Genomic DNA, 17,169 nt, shown 5'->3' with positions numbered 1-17,169 from the left:
GTGAGACTCCTAATTGAGGGGCTGAGCGGGTGATGTTATGGTTGGCAGCGGCAGCGCATGCGGCCTTGCAAGACGCGATTCATTAGCGTCCTGACCACATAAACGACTCTACAAGATTGCGGTTGACAAGCCAAGCGGCCAAAGATGGAAATTCATACAAGTTCACAAAAAAGCGGTTTTTTGTAAACACCCTGCGCCAATCACAGCGTGGAATGGCTGCAATCGGCGATCAGAACAGGAATGGAAGCGCGGCAGAACAACGCGCCGCTGACGGCGCGTGTGAACTCAGGGGAACAATTCTTCCCTAGATACCGTTGCGGTACCCAGTTTGCCGACCACGATGCCGCCGGCGCGGTTGGCAACCATCACTGCGTCGCGCATGGGCATGCCGGCTGCCAGCATGGCAGCCATCGTCGCGATGACGGTATCGCCGGCGCCGGACACGTCGAACACTTCCCTGGCCATTGCCGGCACATTGCTGACTTCGGCTTCGGTATACAGGGTCATCCCTTCTTCAGAGCGGGTCAGCAGCAGTGCTTCCATCTGCAACGAACGGCGCAGGTTCTGCGCCTTCTCGGTCAGCTCGGCCTCGCTGTGCCAGTCGCCAACGACCTGGCGCAACTCGGATTTGTTCGGCGTCAGCAGCGACGCACCGGCATAGCGGCTGAAGTCGCTTCCCTTCGGATCCACCAGCACCAGCTTGCCGGCCTGGCGGGCGGCGGCAATCATTGTCGCCACGTTCACCAGGCTGCCTTTGGCATAATCGGACAGTACGATCACGTCATAGCCGGACAGCAGTGCATTGAAGCGGGTCAGCTTGTCCCTCAGCACGTGTTCGGTCGGCCGTTCTTCAAAGTCGATGCGCAGCAGTTGCTGCTGGCGGCCGATGACGCGCAACTTGATGATGGTGGAAATACTGGGGTCGCGGCTCAGGTAGCTGGCAATGCCTGAGCGGCCAAGCAGGTCTTCAACACTGCTGCCCGCCTCGTCCTCGCCGATCACGCCAAGCAAACCTGCTTCCAGGCCCAGCGCTGCTGCATTGCGCGCCACGTTGGCGGCGCCGCCCAGCCTTTCCTCGCGCCGTTCCACGCGCACGATGGGCACCGGCGCTTCCGGCGAGATGCGGTTGACTTCACCGAACCAGTAACGGTCCAGCATCACGTCGCCCGCCACCAGCATGCGCAGCGGTTCAGGCCGCTTTAAAAAAATATCCGCCATCTATTGTATCTGCCTTATCTGCTTCATTTTCCGCCACTACCTGCCTATGCGCGGGTCAATACCGAACGTCCGATACCATGGTATTCAATATTCAGGCCCGACATCACCGATGGTTCAAACAGGTTGCGGCCATCGAAGATCACCGGATTTTTCAGACGCGATTTGACCTGGTCGAAGTTCGGGCTGCGGAAGGCTTTCCATTCGGTGACGATAGCCAGTGCATCTGCCTTGTCCAGCGCATCCATGGGGTTGTCGGCGTAGCGGATGTTTTTCAGCAGTTGCGGCGCATCGGCAAAATCCAGTTCCAGCACGCGCTTGGCTTCTTCCATCGCCACCGGATCATGCACGGCGACGGTCGCACCGGCGCGCAGCAGTTCGCTCAGCAGCACGCGGGACGACGCAGCACGCATGTCGTCGGTGTTCGGCTTGAATGCCAGGCCCCAGACCGCAAAATGCTTGCCTGCCAGGTCTTTTCCAAAGCGCTTGAAGATCTTGTTGCCCAGCACCTGCTTTTGTTTCTCGTTGACGGCTTCGACCGAGTTCAGGATCATCAGCTGCTGGCCGTATTCCTGCGCGGTGCGTTCCAGCGCCTGCACGTCTTTAGGGAAGCAGGAACCGCCGTAGCCGCAGCCTGCGTACAGGAAGCTGTGGCCAATGCGCGGATCGGAACCGATGCCGTGGCGCACCGCTTCGATGTCGACGCCGACATGGTCGGCCAGGTTGGCCAGTTCGTTCATGAACGAGATACGGGTTGCCAGCATCGCATTCGCTGCGTACTTGGTGAACTCGGCGGAGCGCACGTCCATCCAGTGGATACGCTCATGGTTGCGGTTGAAAGGCATGTACAGCGCTTTCATCTGCGCACGGGCGGTGCTGCCGTCCGCGCTATCGTCGCAGCCGATCACGATACGGTCAGGGCGCATGAAATCTTCTACCGCGGCACCTTCTTTCAGGAACTCAGGATTGGACACGACCGAGAATTTGACGTCGGAAACGCGCTGGTTCAGCTCACCCTGGATAGCGCCCTTGACCTTGTCCGCAGTGCCGACCGGCACGGTGGATTTGTCGACGATGACCTTGAAACCAGTCATGTGCTTGCCGATGTTGCGGGCCGCGGCCAGCACGTATTGTAGGTCGGCGGAGCCGTCTTCATCCGGTGGCGTGCCTACCGCGATGAACTGGATGTCGCCATGGGCCACGCTGGCTGCCACATCCGTGGAAAACACAATACGGCCGGCGGCGCGGTTCCGGGCAACTACATCCGCCAGACCCGGTTCATGGATGGGGATGCCGCCATTGTTCAAGATATCTATCTTGCGCTGGTCCACGTCCAGGCAAAAAACCTCATTACCGAGTTCTGCCAGGCATGCGCCAGTGACCAGGCCAACATATCCAGTTCCAATAATAGTAATTTTCATTTCTTGATCGCAATATAAAAATTAAGTCTGACAATGATGCAACGTCTCTAATACCTGGATTCAATATCCGATGTCATCGCCCTAATTCATGACATTCAATTCTTCCGTCCTGCGCGGCGGGTAGGTTTCCCAGCGGCTGCAGCCCGGGCATTGCCAGTAGAACTGACGAGCCTTGAAGCCGCAATGCGAGCACTGATAACGCGCCAGCTTTTGCGCATAGCCCTGCACCAGGTTCTTCACCAGCGACAATTCGGGCCGCAATTCCGGCGGTGCTGCCATCATACGGGCGTCCAGCAATTTGTCCAGCCCTAGCAGCGTCGGCGTGCGCCGCAGCTCGTCGCTGACCAGATGATTGGCCGCTTCCACGGTATCCAGTTCCAGCGTCGCCTTGAACACGACTTCCAGCAAGTCAATCGAAGGCGCCTCGGCCAGGTAACCTTTTAACAGGTTCAGGCCTTCCTGCGGCCTTTCCTGCTTGCGGTAGCCGTCCATCAGCCGCTGCGCCACCAGCGCCACGTGCGGCACGCTTTGCTGTTCGACGCGGCGCCAGGTCAGCAGCGCTTTTTCCAGGTCGCCGTTGGCCATGTGGACGTCACCCATCAGGATGGTGGCGCGCACATTGTTGCGGTCTTCGGCCAATGCTTTTTCCAGCATCGCCAGCGCAGCGTCCGGATGCGTATGCACCAGTTCATCCTGGGCGATTTCGCAATAGAATTGCGCGATTTCCTTTTGCCGTCCGCCGGCGCCCGATTCCTGCAGCGCATGCGCCGCTTCTATCGCCCTGGCCCATTCTTTTTCACGCTGGTAGATTTCCAGCAAGGCGCGCCTGGCCTGCGCGGAATACTGGCCTGCCAGCAGCTGGGTGAAAGTTTCTTCCGCCCGGTCCAGCAAACCCGCTTTCAGGTAATCCTGGCCCAGTTCAAACGTCGCCTGGGTTTGCAGCTCCAGCGCCATATCGGGCCGCGACAGCAGATTCTGGTGGACACGGATCGCGCGCTCAGTCTCGCCGCGCCGGCGAAACAGGTTACCCAGCGCAAAATGCAGTTCCACCGTTTCCGGGTCGAGCTTGACGATTTCAATGAAGGCGTCAATCGCCTTGTCCGGCTGATCGTTCAGCAGGAAGTTCAGGCCCTTGAAGTAGCCGCGCGGCAGGCTGCGGGATTCAGACAGCAGTTGTCTGATATCGACGCGGGCGGCAATCCAGCCCAGCGAAAAAAACAGCGGGATGCCCAGCAACCACCAAATTTCAAATTCCATGTTTTCTTGTTCTTCGTTTATCTATCACGTGCCGGCGCACACTGGCCGTACAGATACGGCGCTACACGCTGTCCGGCGGAGGCGGTTGCAAGCTGGCCTTCTGGTCGGCCTGGCGTCCTTTTTCAATTTCGGCGATGGTTTTCTTGTGTTTGGAAATATCCCTGCGATGGCGGAACACCATCGGCACCATGGCCAGGCATCCAAGGATGCCGCCAGCCAAGAAAAATCCAAATAAAAGCAAGACCAAGGGCGCAGTGAATTCGTATCCCAAAAAATATTCCAGCGTGACTATTTGACTATTTTTCAGCGCGAAACCGAATAATGCAATTAATATAATTGCCCAAACAATCTTGGAAATAATCTTCATTGTCTTCCTCTTCTCATTATTAGGCTTAAAACCCTGGTACACCGGGCGTTATCGCCGAAAACACATCGTAACTTAAGTTACCGCTGTTAATGTTTGGAAAACAGAATTGTACGTGAAAAAAAACGGCATACCGGGTAAGCGATATGCCGTTTTTCATTTCTTTGCTATCTGCAACACATCTCATCATGAACGATGAGCTGGGCTTCAGTCGTCATGAATCGGTTGCCCTACCATTGCATCCACTCTTTCCCGCAATTCTTTGCCCGGCTTGAAATGCGGCACCCGTTTTTCAGGCACCATCACTTTATCCCCGGACTTGGGATTGCGGCCAATACGCGGTGGCCGGCTATTCAAGGCAAAACTGCCAAAGCCGCGAATTTCGATGCGCTGTCCGGTGGACAACGCATCCGACATCGCGTCAAGTATCGTTTTGACCGCGTAATCCGCATCTTTTGCTACCAGCTGCGGATAACGCTCAGCCAAGCGAGCAATCAACTCCGACTTAGTCATCTATGGATCTCAATGACTTAGTTTTTGTTGTCGAGCTTTGCTTTCAGCAGTGCGCCCAGGCTGGTCGTACCGGAAGCTGCATTGGAGTCAGTAGACATTTTTTGCATTGCTTCTTGCGTTTCAGCGCTGTCTTTTGCTTTGATCGACAACTGGATGCCACGTGCTTTGCGGTCGATGTTCAGAACCAGCGCTTCTACTGTGTCGCCCACTTTCAGGTGAGTGCCGGCATCTTCCACGCGGTCGCGGGAGATTTCGGAAGCGCGCAGGTAACCTTCAACGTCGTCAGCCAACTGGATGACTGCGCCTTTGGCTTCAACAGATTTCACTGTACCGGTAACGATCGCACCTTTGTCGTTCATTGCAGTGTAGTTGTTGAATGGGTCGCCTTCGAGCTGTTTAACGCCCAGGGAAACACGTTCACGCTCAACGTCGATTGCCAGAACAACGGCTTCCAGCTCATCGCCTTTCTTGAAGCGGCGAACTGCTTCTTCGCCAGTTTCGTTCCAGGACAGGTCGGACAAATGCACCAGGCCGTCGATGTTGCCGGACAAGCCGATGAACACGCCGAAGTCAGTGATGGATTTGATCGCGCCGCGAACTTTGTCACCCTTCTTGTGGTTGATCGCGAAATCATCCCAAGGATTGGCTTTGCACTGTTTCATGCCCAGGCTGATACGACGACGTTCTTCGTCGATTTCCAGAACCATGACTTCCACTTCGTCGCCCAGTTGAACAACTTTGTTCGGTGCAACGTTTTTGTTCGTCCAGTCCATTTCGGAAACGTGTACCAGACCTTCGATACCTTGTTCCACTTCAACGAACGCGCCGTAGTCGGTCAGGTTAGTCACTTTACCGAACAGACGTGTGTGTTGCGGGTAACGACGGGACAGGCCAGTCCAAGGATCGTCGCCCAGCTGTTTTACGCCCAGGGACACACGGTTTTTCTCTTGATCAAACTTCAGAACTTTTGCAGTGATCTCTTGACCGACTGTCAGCACTTCGGAAGGATGACGTACACGACGCCATGCCAGATCAGTGATGTGCAACAGGCCGTCGATGCCGCCCAGATCCACGAACGCGCCGTAGTCGGTAATGTTTTTAACAATACCGGTAACCACTGTGCCTTCTTTCAGGGTTTCCATCAGTTTTTGACGCTCTTCGCCCATCGAAGCTTCTACCACTGCACGGCGTGACAACACAACGTTGTTACGCTTGCGGTCCAGCTTGATGACCTTGAATTCCATGGTCTTGCCTTCGTACGGTGTTGTATCTTTCACCGGACGTGTATCAACCAGGGAACCTGGCAAGAAGGCGCGGATGCCGTTCGTCAGAACAGTCAGGCCGCCTTTGACCTTGCCATTGACAGTACCAGTAACGATCTCGCCGGACTCCAGCGCTTTTTCCAGCGCGAGCCATGAGGCTAGACGTTTTGCTTTGTCGCGGGACAGGATAGTGTCGCCGAAACCATTTTCCAGTGAGTCGATCGCTACGGATACGAAATCACCGATGTTAACTTCCAGTTCGCCCTGGTCGTTTTTGAATTCTTCAACTGGGATGAATGCTTCAGACTTCAGGCCAGCGTTAACGATCACGAAATTGTGGTCGATACGTACGACTTCAGCAGAAATCACTTCACCGGAACGCATATCCTGGCGTGACAGGGATTCTTCGAACAATGCTGCGAAGCTGTCTGCACCGGTAGCAAAATCTTGGTTCATGAAAACAGTAGACATAAATTACTCTAGTTAGCCAGAACATCACACAATGCGATGTATAACTGGGTTAGGTTAAACAATCCCGTGACAGCCTTGCGCTGGAACGGGCACTTATACCGGCGACGGGAATCGCACTACAACATCGGCGACATCACCGCATGCCGGCGGAAATCACACAGCGGGATTTCCGTTTTTTGCCACACTTGCTTCGTATAAATCCAGGATGGTCTGGACAGCGGAATCCGCTGTCATATCGGACGTATCGAGGATATATGCGCCTGGCGCGGGCTTCAGCGGAGCGGTTGCACGGGCACTATCCCTTGCATCGCGTTCGGCCAAATCCTTTACCAAGTCTTCCATATTAGCAGAAAATCCCTTTTCAATCAATTGCTTATAGCGACGTTGTGCACGCGCCTCGACACTTGCCGTAAGATAAATTTTTTGCGTTGCGTCGGGGAAAATCACGGTGCCCATGTCGCGGCCGTCCGCCACCAGTCCCGGCAGTTGCCTGAAAGACACCTGAAGATTGACCAGGGCTTCGCGCAAGGCCGGCAGCACGGCAATTTTTGATGCCGCCACGCCAACTTCCTCTGCCCGCACCAGGTCGGTGACGTCTTCTTCTTCCAGTAGCACATGGCCACGCGAAAAGCGGCACGGTAGGAAGGACGCCAGCCGGGCCAGGTTGACCTCATCCGCCAGGTCGATATTTTTACGCTTGGCGGACAGCGCCGTCAGCCGATACAGCGCGCCGGAATCCAGATAGTGGAAACCGAGGTGCTTGGCGACCCTGTGGGCGACGGTGCCTTTGCCGGACGCGGTGGGGCCGTCGATGGTAATGACGGGAATATGATTGGACATTGAAGCAGTGTTGGGGGGATATGGGATGTTTGACATTATCCCATGGTTTGCGGGTGGGACAGGGGTTCTGTCGGAACCTTCCTCTTGAAGCTCATTGGTTTGGGGCAATTGTTGGGATCAATGCTTAGTAAATATGCTTCACTTCGTGAGTAAAGGCCGGTGGTGGCCCGACAGCCACTTGCTTTTTCATGCTTGCCCAGAAAAAGGAAGTATTGGGCAAAGCTATCTTGGCAATCGTTACTTAAACTTTATTATTGCTGGCCGGGGGTAGCCCGGCAGCTACCTACTTCTTCTTGCTTCGCCAAGAAGAAGTAGGCAAGAAGAAGGCGACCGCAGACTTGCCCTTCGGGTGATGAGGCTACGCCCCATTACATTTTGCGCACTGCCAAAAATGGGAAATGGGCGAAACTCGCCTTCGGCTCAGACAACACCCATTTCTGATCCATTTTCGGCAGAGCGCAAAATGCTACGTCCCGAGCGGAGGTACGTCAAAAGCAACGTCAACAACAAATTCAAAAACAACCCCAACACCCATACCAAGCCAACACAGCTTTAGAAACTTAGGTTCTTTCGAAAAAAGAGAGTCTGGTTGCTGCTGCTTTTGACTTTGTTGTTGCTGTTGATTTTGAGGTTGCTTTTGACCTACCCCCGCTCGGGACGCTGCATTTTGCTGCGTTACAGAAAATGGATCAGAAACAGGTGTGTCTGAGCGCAGCGAGTTTCGCCTGTTTCCCATTTTTTGTAATGCAGCAAAATGTGATGCCGCGAAGCGGCATCACCTGAAGGGCAAGTCTGCGGTCGCCTTTCTTTGCTTACTTTCTTTGGCGAAGCAAAGAAAGTGAGTAGCCGCCGGGCTACCCCGGCCAGCAATCCAAAACCAAAGCAGAACGCACTAGCAAACTAAAAACCAAAGCAAACCCAAAAAGCGCCCAAGCCCGCTACGGCTTAAAACAAATCCTCGTGTCGGATGCCCGCAAACGCCTCAAAATAATCCGGAAACGTCTTCCCTACACATTTAGGATCATTGATCCGCATAGCCGCCCCGCGCCGCGCCGCGCCATCCAGGGTCGCCAGCGAGAAGCACATCGCCATGCGATGATCGTCATAGGTATCGATGGTAGCCGGCTGGATGACCGCAGGCGGTGTTACGGACAGGTAATCCGCACCCTCCTCCACAATCGCCCCCAGCTTGCGCAACTCGGTCGCCATTGCTGCAATGCGATCGGTTTCCTTGACGCGCCAGCTGGCAATGTTGCGCAACACGCTGGTGCCGTTGGCGTACAGCGCAGCGACGGCGATGGTCATGGCGGCATCGGGAATGTGGTTGAAGTCGGCGTCTATGGCTTTCAATATGCCATTGCTCTTTGCCTCTATCCAGTTGTCGCCCATTGTGATGCTGGCGCCCATTTTTTCCAGCGCCTCCACAAAGCGCACATCGCCCTGGATGCTGTTGCGGCCCACGCCTTCTACCCGCAAAGGGCCACCAGCGATGGCGCCGGCGGCCAGGAAATAGGAGGCGGATGAGGCATCACCCTCGACATGGATCACGTCCGGCGACGCATAATGCTGACCGGCGGCGATCGTGAACGAGGTCCAGCCATCGCGCTGCACGGCGATGCCGAAGCGTTGCAGCAGGTTCAGCGTGATCTCGATATACGGCTTGGAGATCAGTTCGCCGATGACGTCTATCATCACCGCATGTTCGCGCGCCATCAGGGGCGCGACCATCAGCAGTGCCGTCAGGAACTGGCTGGACACGTTGCCGCGCACCTGCAGGCGCTGCGCATGGATATGGCCGCGGCGGATGTGCAGCGGCGGAAATCCCGCCACGCCCGTGTATTCCACCTGCGTACCGACAGCATTCAGGGCATCCACCAGATCGCCGATGGGGCGCTCATGCATGCGCGGCACGCCGTGTATGGTGTAGTCGCCACCGATGACGGCCAGCGCCGCAGTCAGGGGGCGGATCGCCGTGCCGGCATTGCCCATGAACAGGTCGGCCTGGTGCACCGGGAAGACGCCGTTGATGCCTTGCACCGTGTAATCCTGCGTGCCCTCCTGCTGCGTCCAGTGCACGCCCAGCGTATTCAGCGCGTTCAGCATCACCATCGTGTCGTCCGAGGCCAGCAAATCCCTGATCTGCGTAGTGCCATTGGCCAGCGCGGCCAGCAGCAGGATGCGGTTGGAAATGCTCTTGGACCCTGGCAGGCGCACCGTGCCCTGCACTTTCATCACAGGGGCCAGATCGATATAGTGGGGATATTGCTTTGCTTGGCTCATCGTATGTGCTGGCAGGACTTAATCCCCGCCTTCCTTGTTTTGTTTTTCCGCCGCCTCTATCGCGCTGATCCAGTTGTGCCTGGCGCGCTGCGCATTGGCGTAAATCGCTTCGATTGCCGGCCCCTCGGAAGCGGCCAGGTGTTCGCGCAGCACCGCCAGCTTGGCGGTGTAGGCATCCAGTTCTTCCAGCATCGCATCGCGGTTGGCCAGCGAGATGTCGCGCCACATTTCCGGCGAAGAGCCGGCGATGCGCGTAAAGTCGCGAAAGCCGCTGGCGGCATACTGGAACAGCCGGTCCGCATGCGGTTTGCGCGCGATGTCGTCCACCAGCGCATACGCCAGCAGATGCGGCAGATGGCTGACGGCGGCAAATACCTGGTCGTGTTCTGCCGGCGTCAGATGATGGATGATGGCGCCGCACAGCCGCCATGCCGTCGCCACCCTGGCAACATCTTCCGCTGCATTCTCTTTCAATGCGGTGATTACCGCTTTTTTGCCTTGGTACAGGTCCGCCAGCGCCGCATCGGGGCCGTTCATTTCACGGCCGGCTATCGGGTGCGCGGGCACAAACTGCGCCACCTGCTCCCCCAGCACCTCGCGCGCCGCAGCTACCACATCGGACTTGGTGCTGCCGGCATCGGTGACGATCATGCCCGGCTGCAAATGCGGCTTGATCGCAGCCAGGATGGCCGCCGTCTGCGCCACCGGCGTGGCGATCAGCACCAGGTCTGCGCCCTGCACGGCATCGGCAACCGAGCTGGCCGCCTGGTCGATGATGCCCAGTTCCTTGGCCCGCACCAGCGAATCATGAATGCGGTCAACGCCGACGATCTGCGCGGCGGCGCCGGCCTTTTTCAGCGCCAGCGCGAAGGAGCCGCCTATCAGCCCCACGCCAAAGATAACGACCTTGTTGAAGCTCACCTGGACTCCTTTCAGGCAGCCGCGAGTATGGATTTCAGCGCAGCGATGAAGGCCGCATTTTCTTCCGGCAAGCCGATGGAAATACGCAGCCATTGCGGCAGGCCGTAGTTGCCGACCGGGCGCACGATGATGCCGCGCTTCAGCAGCTCCAGGTTGATGCGGGCGCCGGCGCCGTCTTCATTGCCGACTTTTACCAGCACAAAGTTGCCGAAGGAAGGCACGTATTCCAGCTTCAACTCATCAAAGGCTTGCGTCAGCTGCTGATAGCCGTCCGCATTCAGCTTGGCGCTTTTTTGCAGGAACGCGGTATCGTTCAGCGCGGCGACGGCGGCGGCCTGCGCCATCGAGTTGACGTTGAAGGGCTGGCGTATGCGGTTCAGCAAATCGGTAATGCCGGGCTGCGCAATGCCGAAGCCTATGCGCAAACCCGCCAGGCCGTAGGCCTTGGACAAGGTGCGCGACACCAGCAGGTTGGGATATTGCTTGACCCAGGCAATGGAGTCGTATTGCAGTTCAGGCGCCAGGAATTCGTTATACGCCTCGTCCAGCACGACGACGACGGAAGCCGGCACCTTGCGCAGGAAGGCTTCAATCGCTGCAGCCGGCAGGAAGGTGCCGGTAGGGTTGTTCGGGTTAGCGATGAAGATCAGCTTGGTGTCGTGCGTGATCGCCGCCAGCATCGCATCCAGGTCATGGCCATAGGCAACTGCCGGTACGACGATGGCGCGGCCGCCGACGGCCTGCGTCGCCAGCGGATATACCGCGAACGAATACTGCGCAAAAATCACACTCTGGCCCGGCTCGACAAATGCGTGCGCGGCCAGTTCCAGAATGTCATTGCTGCCGTTGCCCAGCGTGATCCATTCCTGCGGCACGGCGTATTTGGCGGTGATGGTGGCTTTCAGTTCAAAGCCGTTGGCATCCGGATAGCGGCCGATGTCGGATGCGGCCTTGATCATCGCTTCCTTGGCGGAATCGGGGATGCCGAGCGGATTTTCATTCGAGGCCAGCTTGACGATCTTGGATTCATCCAGGCCGAACTCGCGCGCCACTTCGGCGATAGGCTTGCCGCCCTGGTAGGGGGCGATTGCACGGACGTACTCGGGGCCGAATTTGATAGACATGCTTACTCCAAAATGTGTCCGGCGCAGGCCGGAAGGAAAATGAATGATCTTGCGCTTACGCATGCAGGTACATACGACGCCAGCGCCCGCGCGGACACCGCTGTCCGCGCTGTTTTTACTTACGACTATCTAGACTATCTAAATGGTGCAGGGATAAGAACCCAGCACCTTGAAAAACGCTGCATTGTCTTTCAGCTCCGCGGTCGCCCTGGCGACGCGCTCTTCCATCACGTGGCCTTCGACATCGACATAGAAATAATATTCCCAATTGCCGGTGCGCGCGGGGCGGGATTCGAAGCGGGTCATCGACACGCCGTGGGTTGCCAGCGGCGCCAGCATCTTGTAGACGGCGCCGGCCTTGTTCGGCACGGCCAGCACCAGCGAGGTCTGGTCCTTGCCGCTAGGCGTGGTGTGCAGACGGCCGATGATGGCAAAGCGCGTGCGGTTATGCGGATCGTCCTGGATATGGGCGCTGACGACTTGCAGGTTGTATTGCTGGCCTGCAATCTCGCCGGCAATGGCTGCCACGCTGATGTCCTTGCTGGCCATCAATGCAGCTTCGGCATTCGATGCAACAGCGTGGCGCTCTATATGCGGATAATGCTGGTTCAGCCAGGCCTGGCACTGCGCCAGCGCCTGCGAATGCGCGCAGATACGGGTGATGCCGTCCATATTGCCGAGCTTGGTCATCAGGCTGTGGTGGACGGGGATAGACAGCTCGCCGCTGATGACGAGGCTGGTTTGCAGCAGCAGGTCCAGCGTGCGATTGATGGCGCCTTCGGAAGAATTTTCTATCGGCACCACGCCGAAATCGGCAGTGCCGGCTTCGGTGGCGCGGAATACTTCATCGATGGAGACGCAAGGCAGGCCCAGCACGGCGCGGCCGAACTGCTGGTACACCGCCTGTTCGCTGAAGGTGCCGACAGGGCCCAGGAAGGCCACGGTAACGCGCCTTTCCAGCGCGCGGCAGGCCGACATCACTTCACGGAAAATGGTCTGGATATCTTCGTTTTCCAGTGGGCCGGGGTTGTTTGCCGCCGCATTGCGCAAGACCTGCGCTTCGCGTTCCGGACGGAACACCGGGGCATTGGTTTCTGCCTTCACATGCCCGACTTCCTGCGCCACGCGAGCGCGTTCGTTCAGCAAGGCCAGGATCTGTGCGTCTATCGCATCGATCTTCTCGCGCAAAGGCAGTAATTTATTGTCGCTAGTCATTGATTTACACCTGGTTTAGCGCCCTCCCCGCATGCGCTTGTGCACTTGTTGCACTGATACAGGCGGGGCCGGCAGTTCTGCAAGCCTTGTCAATTCGATGCGACCAGGCAGGTGAACCCGGTTGGCAATGCTGGAGAACGCGATACCCGCTCCGGCGGCATCCCGGCCTTTTTTTGAAAAGCCGGAAAGGTACATCAAAGGCAGATTACTTGAGCTACTTGAATTTCTATAATCACTACAATTACTTCTTTACTTGGGCCACTTGATTCACTGGCAAGTATTTGTACCGCTCAGCCATGCTGTGCTGCAAATTCCTGCATGAAAGCGACCAGTGCCTGCACACCTTCCAGCGGCATCGCGTTATAGATCGAAGCGCGCATGCCGCCCACCGATTTATGGCCCTTCAACTGCAGCAGGCCGCGCTCCTTGGCCTGGGCCAGGAAGGCCGCGTTCAGCGATTCATCCCGCAAATAAAACGGCACGTTCATGCGCGAGCGGTTGGCTTTATTGACGCGGTTGATATAAAAATCGCCCGAATCCAGATAATCGTACAGCAAGGCAGCCTTGGCGATATTTTGCTGCTCTATCGCCGCAACGCCGCCCTGACGCTTCAGCCACTGGAACACCAGCCCGGCGATGTAGATCGCATAGGTCGGCGGCGTGTTGAACATGGAATCATTGTCCGCCACGGTCTTCCAGTTGAAGGCCGACGGGCAGAAAGGCAGCGCATGGCCGAGCAGGTCTTGGCGCACGATGACAATGGTCAGGCCGGCAGGACCGATATTCTTTTGCGCACCGCCATAGATGACACCGTATTGCGACACATCGATCACGCGCGACAGGATATGCGACGACATGTCTGCCACTAACGGTGCGCCGTTGGTATCGGCGCTGACGTCGGGCACGTACTGGTATTCGATGCCGTCTATGGTTTCATTGCCGCAGATGTGCACGTAGGCAGCATCCCTGGTCAGCCTCCAGCTGTCACGCGGCGGGATCGTGGCGAACTTGTCCGCCTCGGAAGAGGCCGCCACATTCACGTTCAGGTATTTGCCCGCTTCCTTCAGCGACTTCACCGACCAGGAGCCGGTGTTGATGTAGTCGGCCGTCGCCGGCTGCGGCTTCAGGCCCGCCAGGTTCATCGGCACGATGGCATTTTCAGCGATCGCCCCGCCCTGCAGGAATAAGACCTTGTAATTATCGGGAACCCCCAGCAATTCGCGCAGGTCGCTTTGCGCGGCAGTGATGATGGACGTAAATTCCGGGCCGCGATGGCTCATTTCCATGACCGACATGCCGCTGCCGTGCCAGTCCAGCATTTCTGCCGCGGCCTGCTGCAAGACCTCCCGCGGCAATGCCGCGGGGCCTGGTGCGAAATTGTAGATGGTTCCCGTCATTGCGTTTACTCCGCGCTGCCTGCGTCTGCTGCCGCGTCCGACGCTCCAGCATCAGCGACATCCGTTGCTTCGCCTTCCACATCAACATCCGCATCGGTTTCCACGATACGCTGCAGGCCGCTCAGCTTGGTGCCGTCTTCCACGGCGATCAGCGTCACGCCTTGCGTTGCCCGGCCCATCTCACGGATTTCCGACACACGGGTGCGTATCAGCACGCCGCCGGTCGTGATCAACATGATCTCGTCGGTGATGCCGACCAGCGTTGCTGCCACCACGCGGCCATTGCGTTCCGATGTCTGGATCGCGATCATGCCCTTGGTGCCGCGGCCGTGGCGCGTGTATTCGGTGATAGGCGTACGTTTGCCGTAACCGTTTTCAGTGGCCGTCAATACCGATTGCTGTTCATTCTCTGCCACCAGCAGCGCAATGACCTGTTGTCCGTCTTCCAGGTTCATGCCGCGCACGCCGCGCGCAGTACGGCCCATAGGACGCACATCGTTTTCATCAAAGCGCACGGCCTTGCCGGAATCGGAGAACAGCATCACATCATGCTTGCCGTCCGTCAGCGCAGCGCCGATCAGGAAATCACCTTCATCCAGGTCCACCGCAATAATGCCGGCTTTACGCGGATTGCTGAAATCGTTCAGCGGCGTTTTCTTCACAGTGCCCAGGCTGGTTGCCATGAAGATATAGCGGTCTTCAGGGAAGCTGCGGTTGTCGCCGGACACCGGCAGGATCACGGTGATTTTCTCGCCATCCTGCAACGGGAACATGTTGACAATAGGCTTGCCGCGCGAGTTGCGCGAACCTTGCGGCACTTCCCACACCTTCAGCCAGTACAGGCGGCCGCGGTTGCTGAAGCACAGGATGTAATCATGCGTATTGGCAATGAACAGCTGTTCGATCCAGTCGTCTTCCTTCGTGGCCATAGCCTGCTTGCCGCGTCCGCCGCGCTTCTGCGCGCGATATTCGGAGACCGGCTGCGACTTCATGTAGCCGGTGTGCGACAGGGTCACCACCATGTCTTGCGGGGTGATCAGGTCTTCGGTTTCCAGGTCGGTGGCGTTATGCTCGATCTGCGAACGGCGTACGTCCTTGTTGCCTTCGCCGTATTCGTTGCGGGCAGCGGTCAGTTCGTCGGTGATGATGACGGTAACGCGCTCCGGCTTGGACAGGATGTCCAGCAGGTCGGCGATTTCGGCCATGACGTCTTTGTATTCGTTGACGATCTTGTCCTGTTCCAGGCCGGTCAGGCGTTGCAGGCGCATCTGCAGGATTTCCTGCGCCTGGTCGTCGGACAGCTTGTACAGGCCGTCGGTCTGGATGCCGTAATGCTTGGGCAGGCTCTCAGGACGGAATGCATCGATGCCGCCCGGGTTATCGGCCGCAGTGCGGGTCAGCATCTCGCGCACCATCGAAGAATCCCATGCGCGGTTCATCAATTCCACTTTCGCCAGAGGCGGCGTTGGCGCGGCTTTGATGATGGCGATAAAATCGTCGATGTTGGCCAATGCAACCGCCAGGCCTTCCAGCACGTGGCCGCGTTCGCGCGCCTTGCGCAGTTCGAACACGGTACGGCGCGTGACGACTTCACGGCGGTGCGACAGGAAGCATTCCAGCATCTGCTTCAGGTTCAGCAGCTTGGGCTGGCCGTTCACCAGCGCCACCATGTTCATGCCAAAGGTGTCTTGCAGCTGGGTCTGCTTGTACAGGTTGTTCAGCACCACTTCCGGCACTTCGCCGCGCTTCAGTTCAATGACCACGCGCATGCCGGATTTATCGGATTCGTCGCGGATGTCGGAAATGCCGTCCAGCTTCTTGTCGCGCACCAGCTCGGCAATGCGTTCCAGCAGCGATTTCTTGTTGACCTGGTAAGGCAGCTCGTCAACAATCAGCGCGGTGCGCGCATCCTTGCCGAATTCCTCAAAGTGGGTCTTGGCGCGCATCACCACGCGGCCGCGGCCGGTGCGGTAGCCGTCGCGCACGCCGGAAACGCCGTAGATAATGCCGGCGGTCGGGAAGTCCGGCGCAGGGATGATCTCGATCAGCTCATCAATCGTGCAATCCTGGTTGCGCAGCACATGCAGCGCGCCGTTGATCACTTCGGTAATATTGTGCGGCGGAATATTGGTCGCCATACCCACCGCAATACCGGACGCGCCGTTGATCAGCAGGTTGGGGATGCGGGTAGGCAAGACGGAAGGTTCTTTTTCCTTGCCGTCATAGTTGGGAACGAAATCGACGGTTTCCTTTTCAATGTCGGCCAGGATTTCATTGGCGATCTTGTCCAGGCGGCACTCGGTGTAACGCATCGCCGCGGCGTTGTCGCCGTCGACGGAACCGAAGTTGCCCTGGCCGTCCACCAGCGTGTAGCGCAGCGAAAAGTCCTGCGCCATGCGCACCAGCGTGTCGTAGATCGACGCATCGCCGTGCGGGTGATACTTACCCATGACTTCACCCACGACGCGCGCGCATTTGACGAAGGGGCGGTTATACACGTTGTTCATTTCGTGCATCGCGAACAGAACGCGTCTATGCACAGGCTTCAGGCCGTCACGTACATCCGGCAAGGCACGTCCGACGATTACGCTCATCGCGTAATCGAGGTAGCTCTTGCGCATTTCTTCTTCAAGGGAAATCGGGAGTGTTTCTTTAGCGAATTGATCCATTGGCGGGCCGGGCAATTTAGAGCTTGGGTTATAAGACAAATGCAAAACGAACGCGCCAAAAACGCAGCGGGTCTATAAACCGCTACGCTCGCCGGCAACTGCCCATGTTTTGCCTATATAAAACCAGCCATATAAGTTACATATAAACAATTACCAGCCTTTAGCGCTGAACTTTTGATTTTAGCATGGGCAGGCCCGTAAACCACTGTTTTACGGTTTT

13 protein-coding genes are annotated in these 17,169 nt (G+C 57.4%); all 13 read right to left on the bottom strand.

The annotated features are described in order from the left end of the window. Positions 1–285 precede the first annotated feature (285 nt). Positions 286–1,218, bottom strand: coding sequence for a D-glycero-beta-D-manno-heptose-7-phosphate kinase (rfaE1, locus tag ACO0LO_RS15845; protein ID WP_422965212.1), 933 nt, complete (start codon positions 1,216–1,218; stop codon positions 286–288). Between the two features lie 44 nt (positions 1,219–1,262). Next, the gene (locus ACO0LO_RS15840; protein WP_422965211.1) at positions 1,263–2,636 is read right to left on the bottom strand and encodes a UDP-glucose dehydrogenase family protein; all 1,374 of its coding nucleotides are present in this window, start codon (positions 2,634–2,636) and stop codon (positions 1,263–1,265) included. 81 nt (positions 2,637–2,717) lie between these two features. Further along, on the bottom strand, positions 2,718–3,893 hold the full coding sequence (gene lapB, locus ACO0LO_RS15835; protein WP_422965210.1) for a lipopolysaccharide assembly protein LapB: 1,176 nt from the start codon (positions 3,891–3,893) through the stop codon (positions 2,718–2,720). Positions 3,894–3,954: 61 nt separating this feature from the next. Beyond that, positions 3,955–4,260, bottom strand: a complete 306-nt coding sequence (locus ACO0LO_RS15830; protein ID WP_422965209.1) for a LapA family protein — start codon at positions 4,258–4,260, stop codon at positions 3,955–3,957. A 204-nt stretch (positions 4,261–4,464) separates the two neighbouring features. Next, positions 4,465–4,770 carry an integration host factor subunit beta gene (locus tag ACO0LO_RS15825; protein WP_188566483.1) on the bottom strand — a complete coding sequence of 102 codons (306 nt, stop codon included), beginning with the start codon at positions 4,768–4,770 and terminating at the stop codon, positions 4,465–4,467. Positions 4,771–4,787: 17 nt separating this feature from the next. After that, positions 4,788–6,503: a 30S ribosomal protein S1 gene (gene rpsA / locus ACO0LO_RS15820; RefSeq protein ID WP_422965208.1), complete on the bottom strand. Its 1,716-nt coding sequence runs from the start codon at positions 6,501–6,503 to the stop codon at positions 4,788–4,790. Between the two features lie 153 nt (positions 6,504–6,656). After that, positions 6,657–7,343: a (d)CMP kinase gene (gene cmk, locus ACO0LO_RS15815; protein WP_422965207.1), complete on the bottom strand. Its 687-nt coding sequence runs from the start codon at positions 7,341–7,343 to the stop codon at positions 6,657–6,659. A gap of 945 nt (positions 7,344–8,288) precedes the next feature. Next, positions 8,289–9,623 (bottom strand): 3-phosphoshikimate 1-carboxyvinyltransferase, encoded by a 1,335-nt coding sequence (gene aroA / locus ACO0LO_RS15810; RefSeq protein ID WP_422965206.1) that lies wholly within the window; start codon positions 9,621–9,623, stop codon positions 8,289–8,291. Between the two features lie 18 nt (positions 9,624–9,641). After that, complete coding sequence (locus ACO0LO_RS15805) at positions 9,642–10,544, bottom strand: prephenate dehydrogenase (RefSeq protein WP_422965205.1); 903 nt, start codon at positions 10,542–10,544, stop codon at positions 9,642–9,644. An 11-nt stretch (positions 10,545–10,555) separates the two neighbouring features. Further along, a complete protein-coding gene (hisC, locus tag ACO0LO_RS15800; protein WP_422965204.1) occupies positions 10,556–11,668 on the bottom strand; it encodes a histidinol-phosphate transaminase in 1,113 nt (370 codons plus the stop codon). Positions 11,669–11,806: 138 nt separating this feature from the next. After that, the gene (gene pheA / locus ACO0LO_RS15795) at positions 11,807–12,883 is read right to left on the bottom strand and encodes a prephenate dehydratase (RefSeq protein WP_422965203.1); all 1,077 of its coding nucleotides are present in this window, start codon (positions 12,881–12,883) and stop codon (positions 11,807–11,809) included. A gap of 290 nt (positions 12,884–13,173) precedes the next feature. Further along, positions 13,174–14,280 (bottom strand): 3-phosphoserine/phosphohydroxythreonine transaminase, encoded by a 1,107-nt coding sequence (serC, locus tag ACO0LO_RS15790; protein WP_422965202.1) that lies wholly within the window; start codon positions 14,278–14,280, stop codon positions 13,174–13,176. A 5-nt stretch (positions 14,281–14,285) separates the two neighbouring features. Further along, positions 14,286–16,949 (bottom strand): DNA gyrase subunit A, encoded by a 2,664-nt coding sequence (gene gyrA / locus ACO0LO_RS15785; protein ID WP_422965201.1) that lies wholly within the window; start codon positions 16,947–16,949, stop codon positions 14,286–14,288. Between the last annotated feature and the right edge of the window lie 220 nt (positions 16,950–17,169).

This window comes from Undibacterium sp. TJN25, from assembly GCF_049339885.1.
GTDB lineage: Bacteria > Pseudomonadota > Gammaproteobacteria > Burkholderiales > Burkholderiaceae_D > Undibacterium.
Note: the sequence above shows the minus strand (reverse complement) of the source record. Positions and strands in the feature narration are given on the sequence as shown.

Excerpts from the sequence above, each read along its gene's own strand:
- ACO0LO_RS15840 (WP_422965211.1), bottom strand. The coding sequence starts at position 2,636 with ATGAAAATTACTATTATTGGAACTGGATATGTTGGCCTGGTCACTGGC.
- hisC (WP_422965204.1), bottom strand. The coding sequence starts at position 11,668 with ATGTCTATCAAATTCGGCCCCGAGTACGTCCGTGCAATCGCCCCCTAC.
- serC (WP_422965202.1), bottom strand. The coding sequence starts at position 14,280 with ATGACGGGAACCATCTACAATTTCGCACCAGGCCCCGCGGCATTGCCG.
- aroA (WP_422965206.1), bottom strand. The coding sequence starts at position 9,623 with ATGAGCCAAGCAAAGCAATATCCCCACTATATCGATCTGGCCCCTGTG.
- cmk (WP_422965207.1), bottom strand. The coding sequence starts at position 7,343 with ATGTCCAATCATATTCCCGTCATTACCATCGACGGCCCCACCGCGTCC.
- lapB (WP_422965210.1), bottom strand. The coding sequence starts at position 3,893 with ATGGAATTTGAAATTTGGTGGTTGCTGGGCATCCCGCTGTTTTTTTCG.
- pheA (WP_422965203.1), bottom strand. The coding sequence starts at position 12,883 with ATGACTAGCGACAATAAATTACTGCCTTTGCGCGAGAAGATCGATGCG.
- rpsA (WP_422965208.1), bottom strand. The coding sequence starts at position 6,503 with ATGTCTACTGTTTTCATGAACCAAGATTTTGCTACCGGTGCAGACAGC.
- gyrA (WP_422965201.1), bottom strand. The coding sequence starts at position 16,949 with ATGGATCAATTCGCTAAAGAAACACTCCCGATTTCCCTTGAAGAAGAA.
- rfaE1 (WP_422965212.1), bottom strand. The coding sequence starts at position 1,218 with ATGGCGGATATTTTTTTAAAGCGGCCTGAACCGCTGCGCATGCTGGTG.
- ACO0LO_RS15830 (WP_422965209.1), bottom strand. The coding sequence starts at position 4,260 with ATGAAGATTATTTCCAAGATTGTTTGGGCAATTATATTAATTGCATTA.
- ACO0LO_RS15825 (WP_188566483.1), bottom strand. The coding sequence starts at position 4,770 with ATGACTAAGTCGGAGTTGATTGCTCGCTTGGCTGAGCGTTATCCGCAG.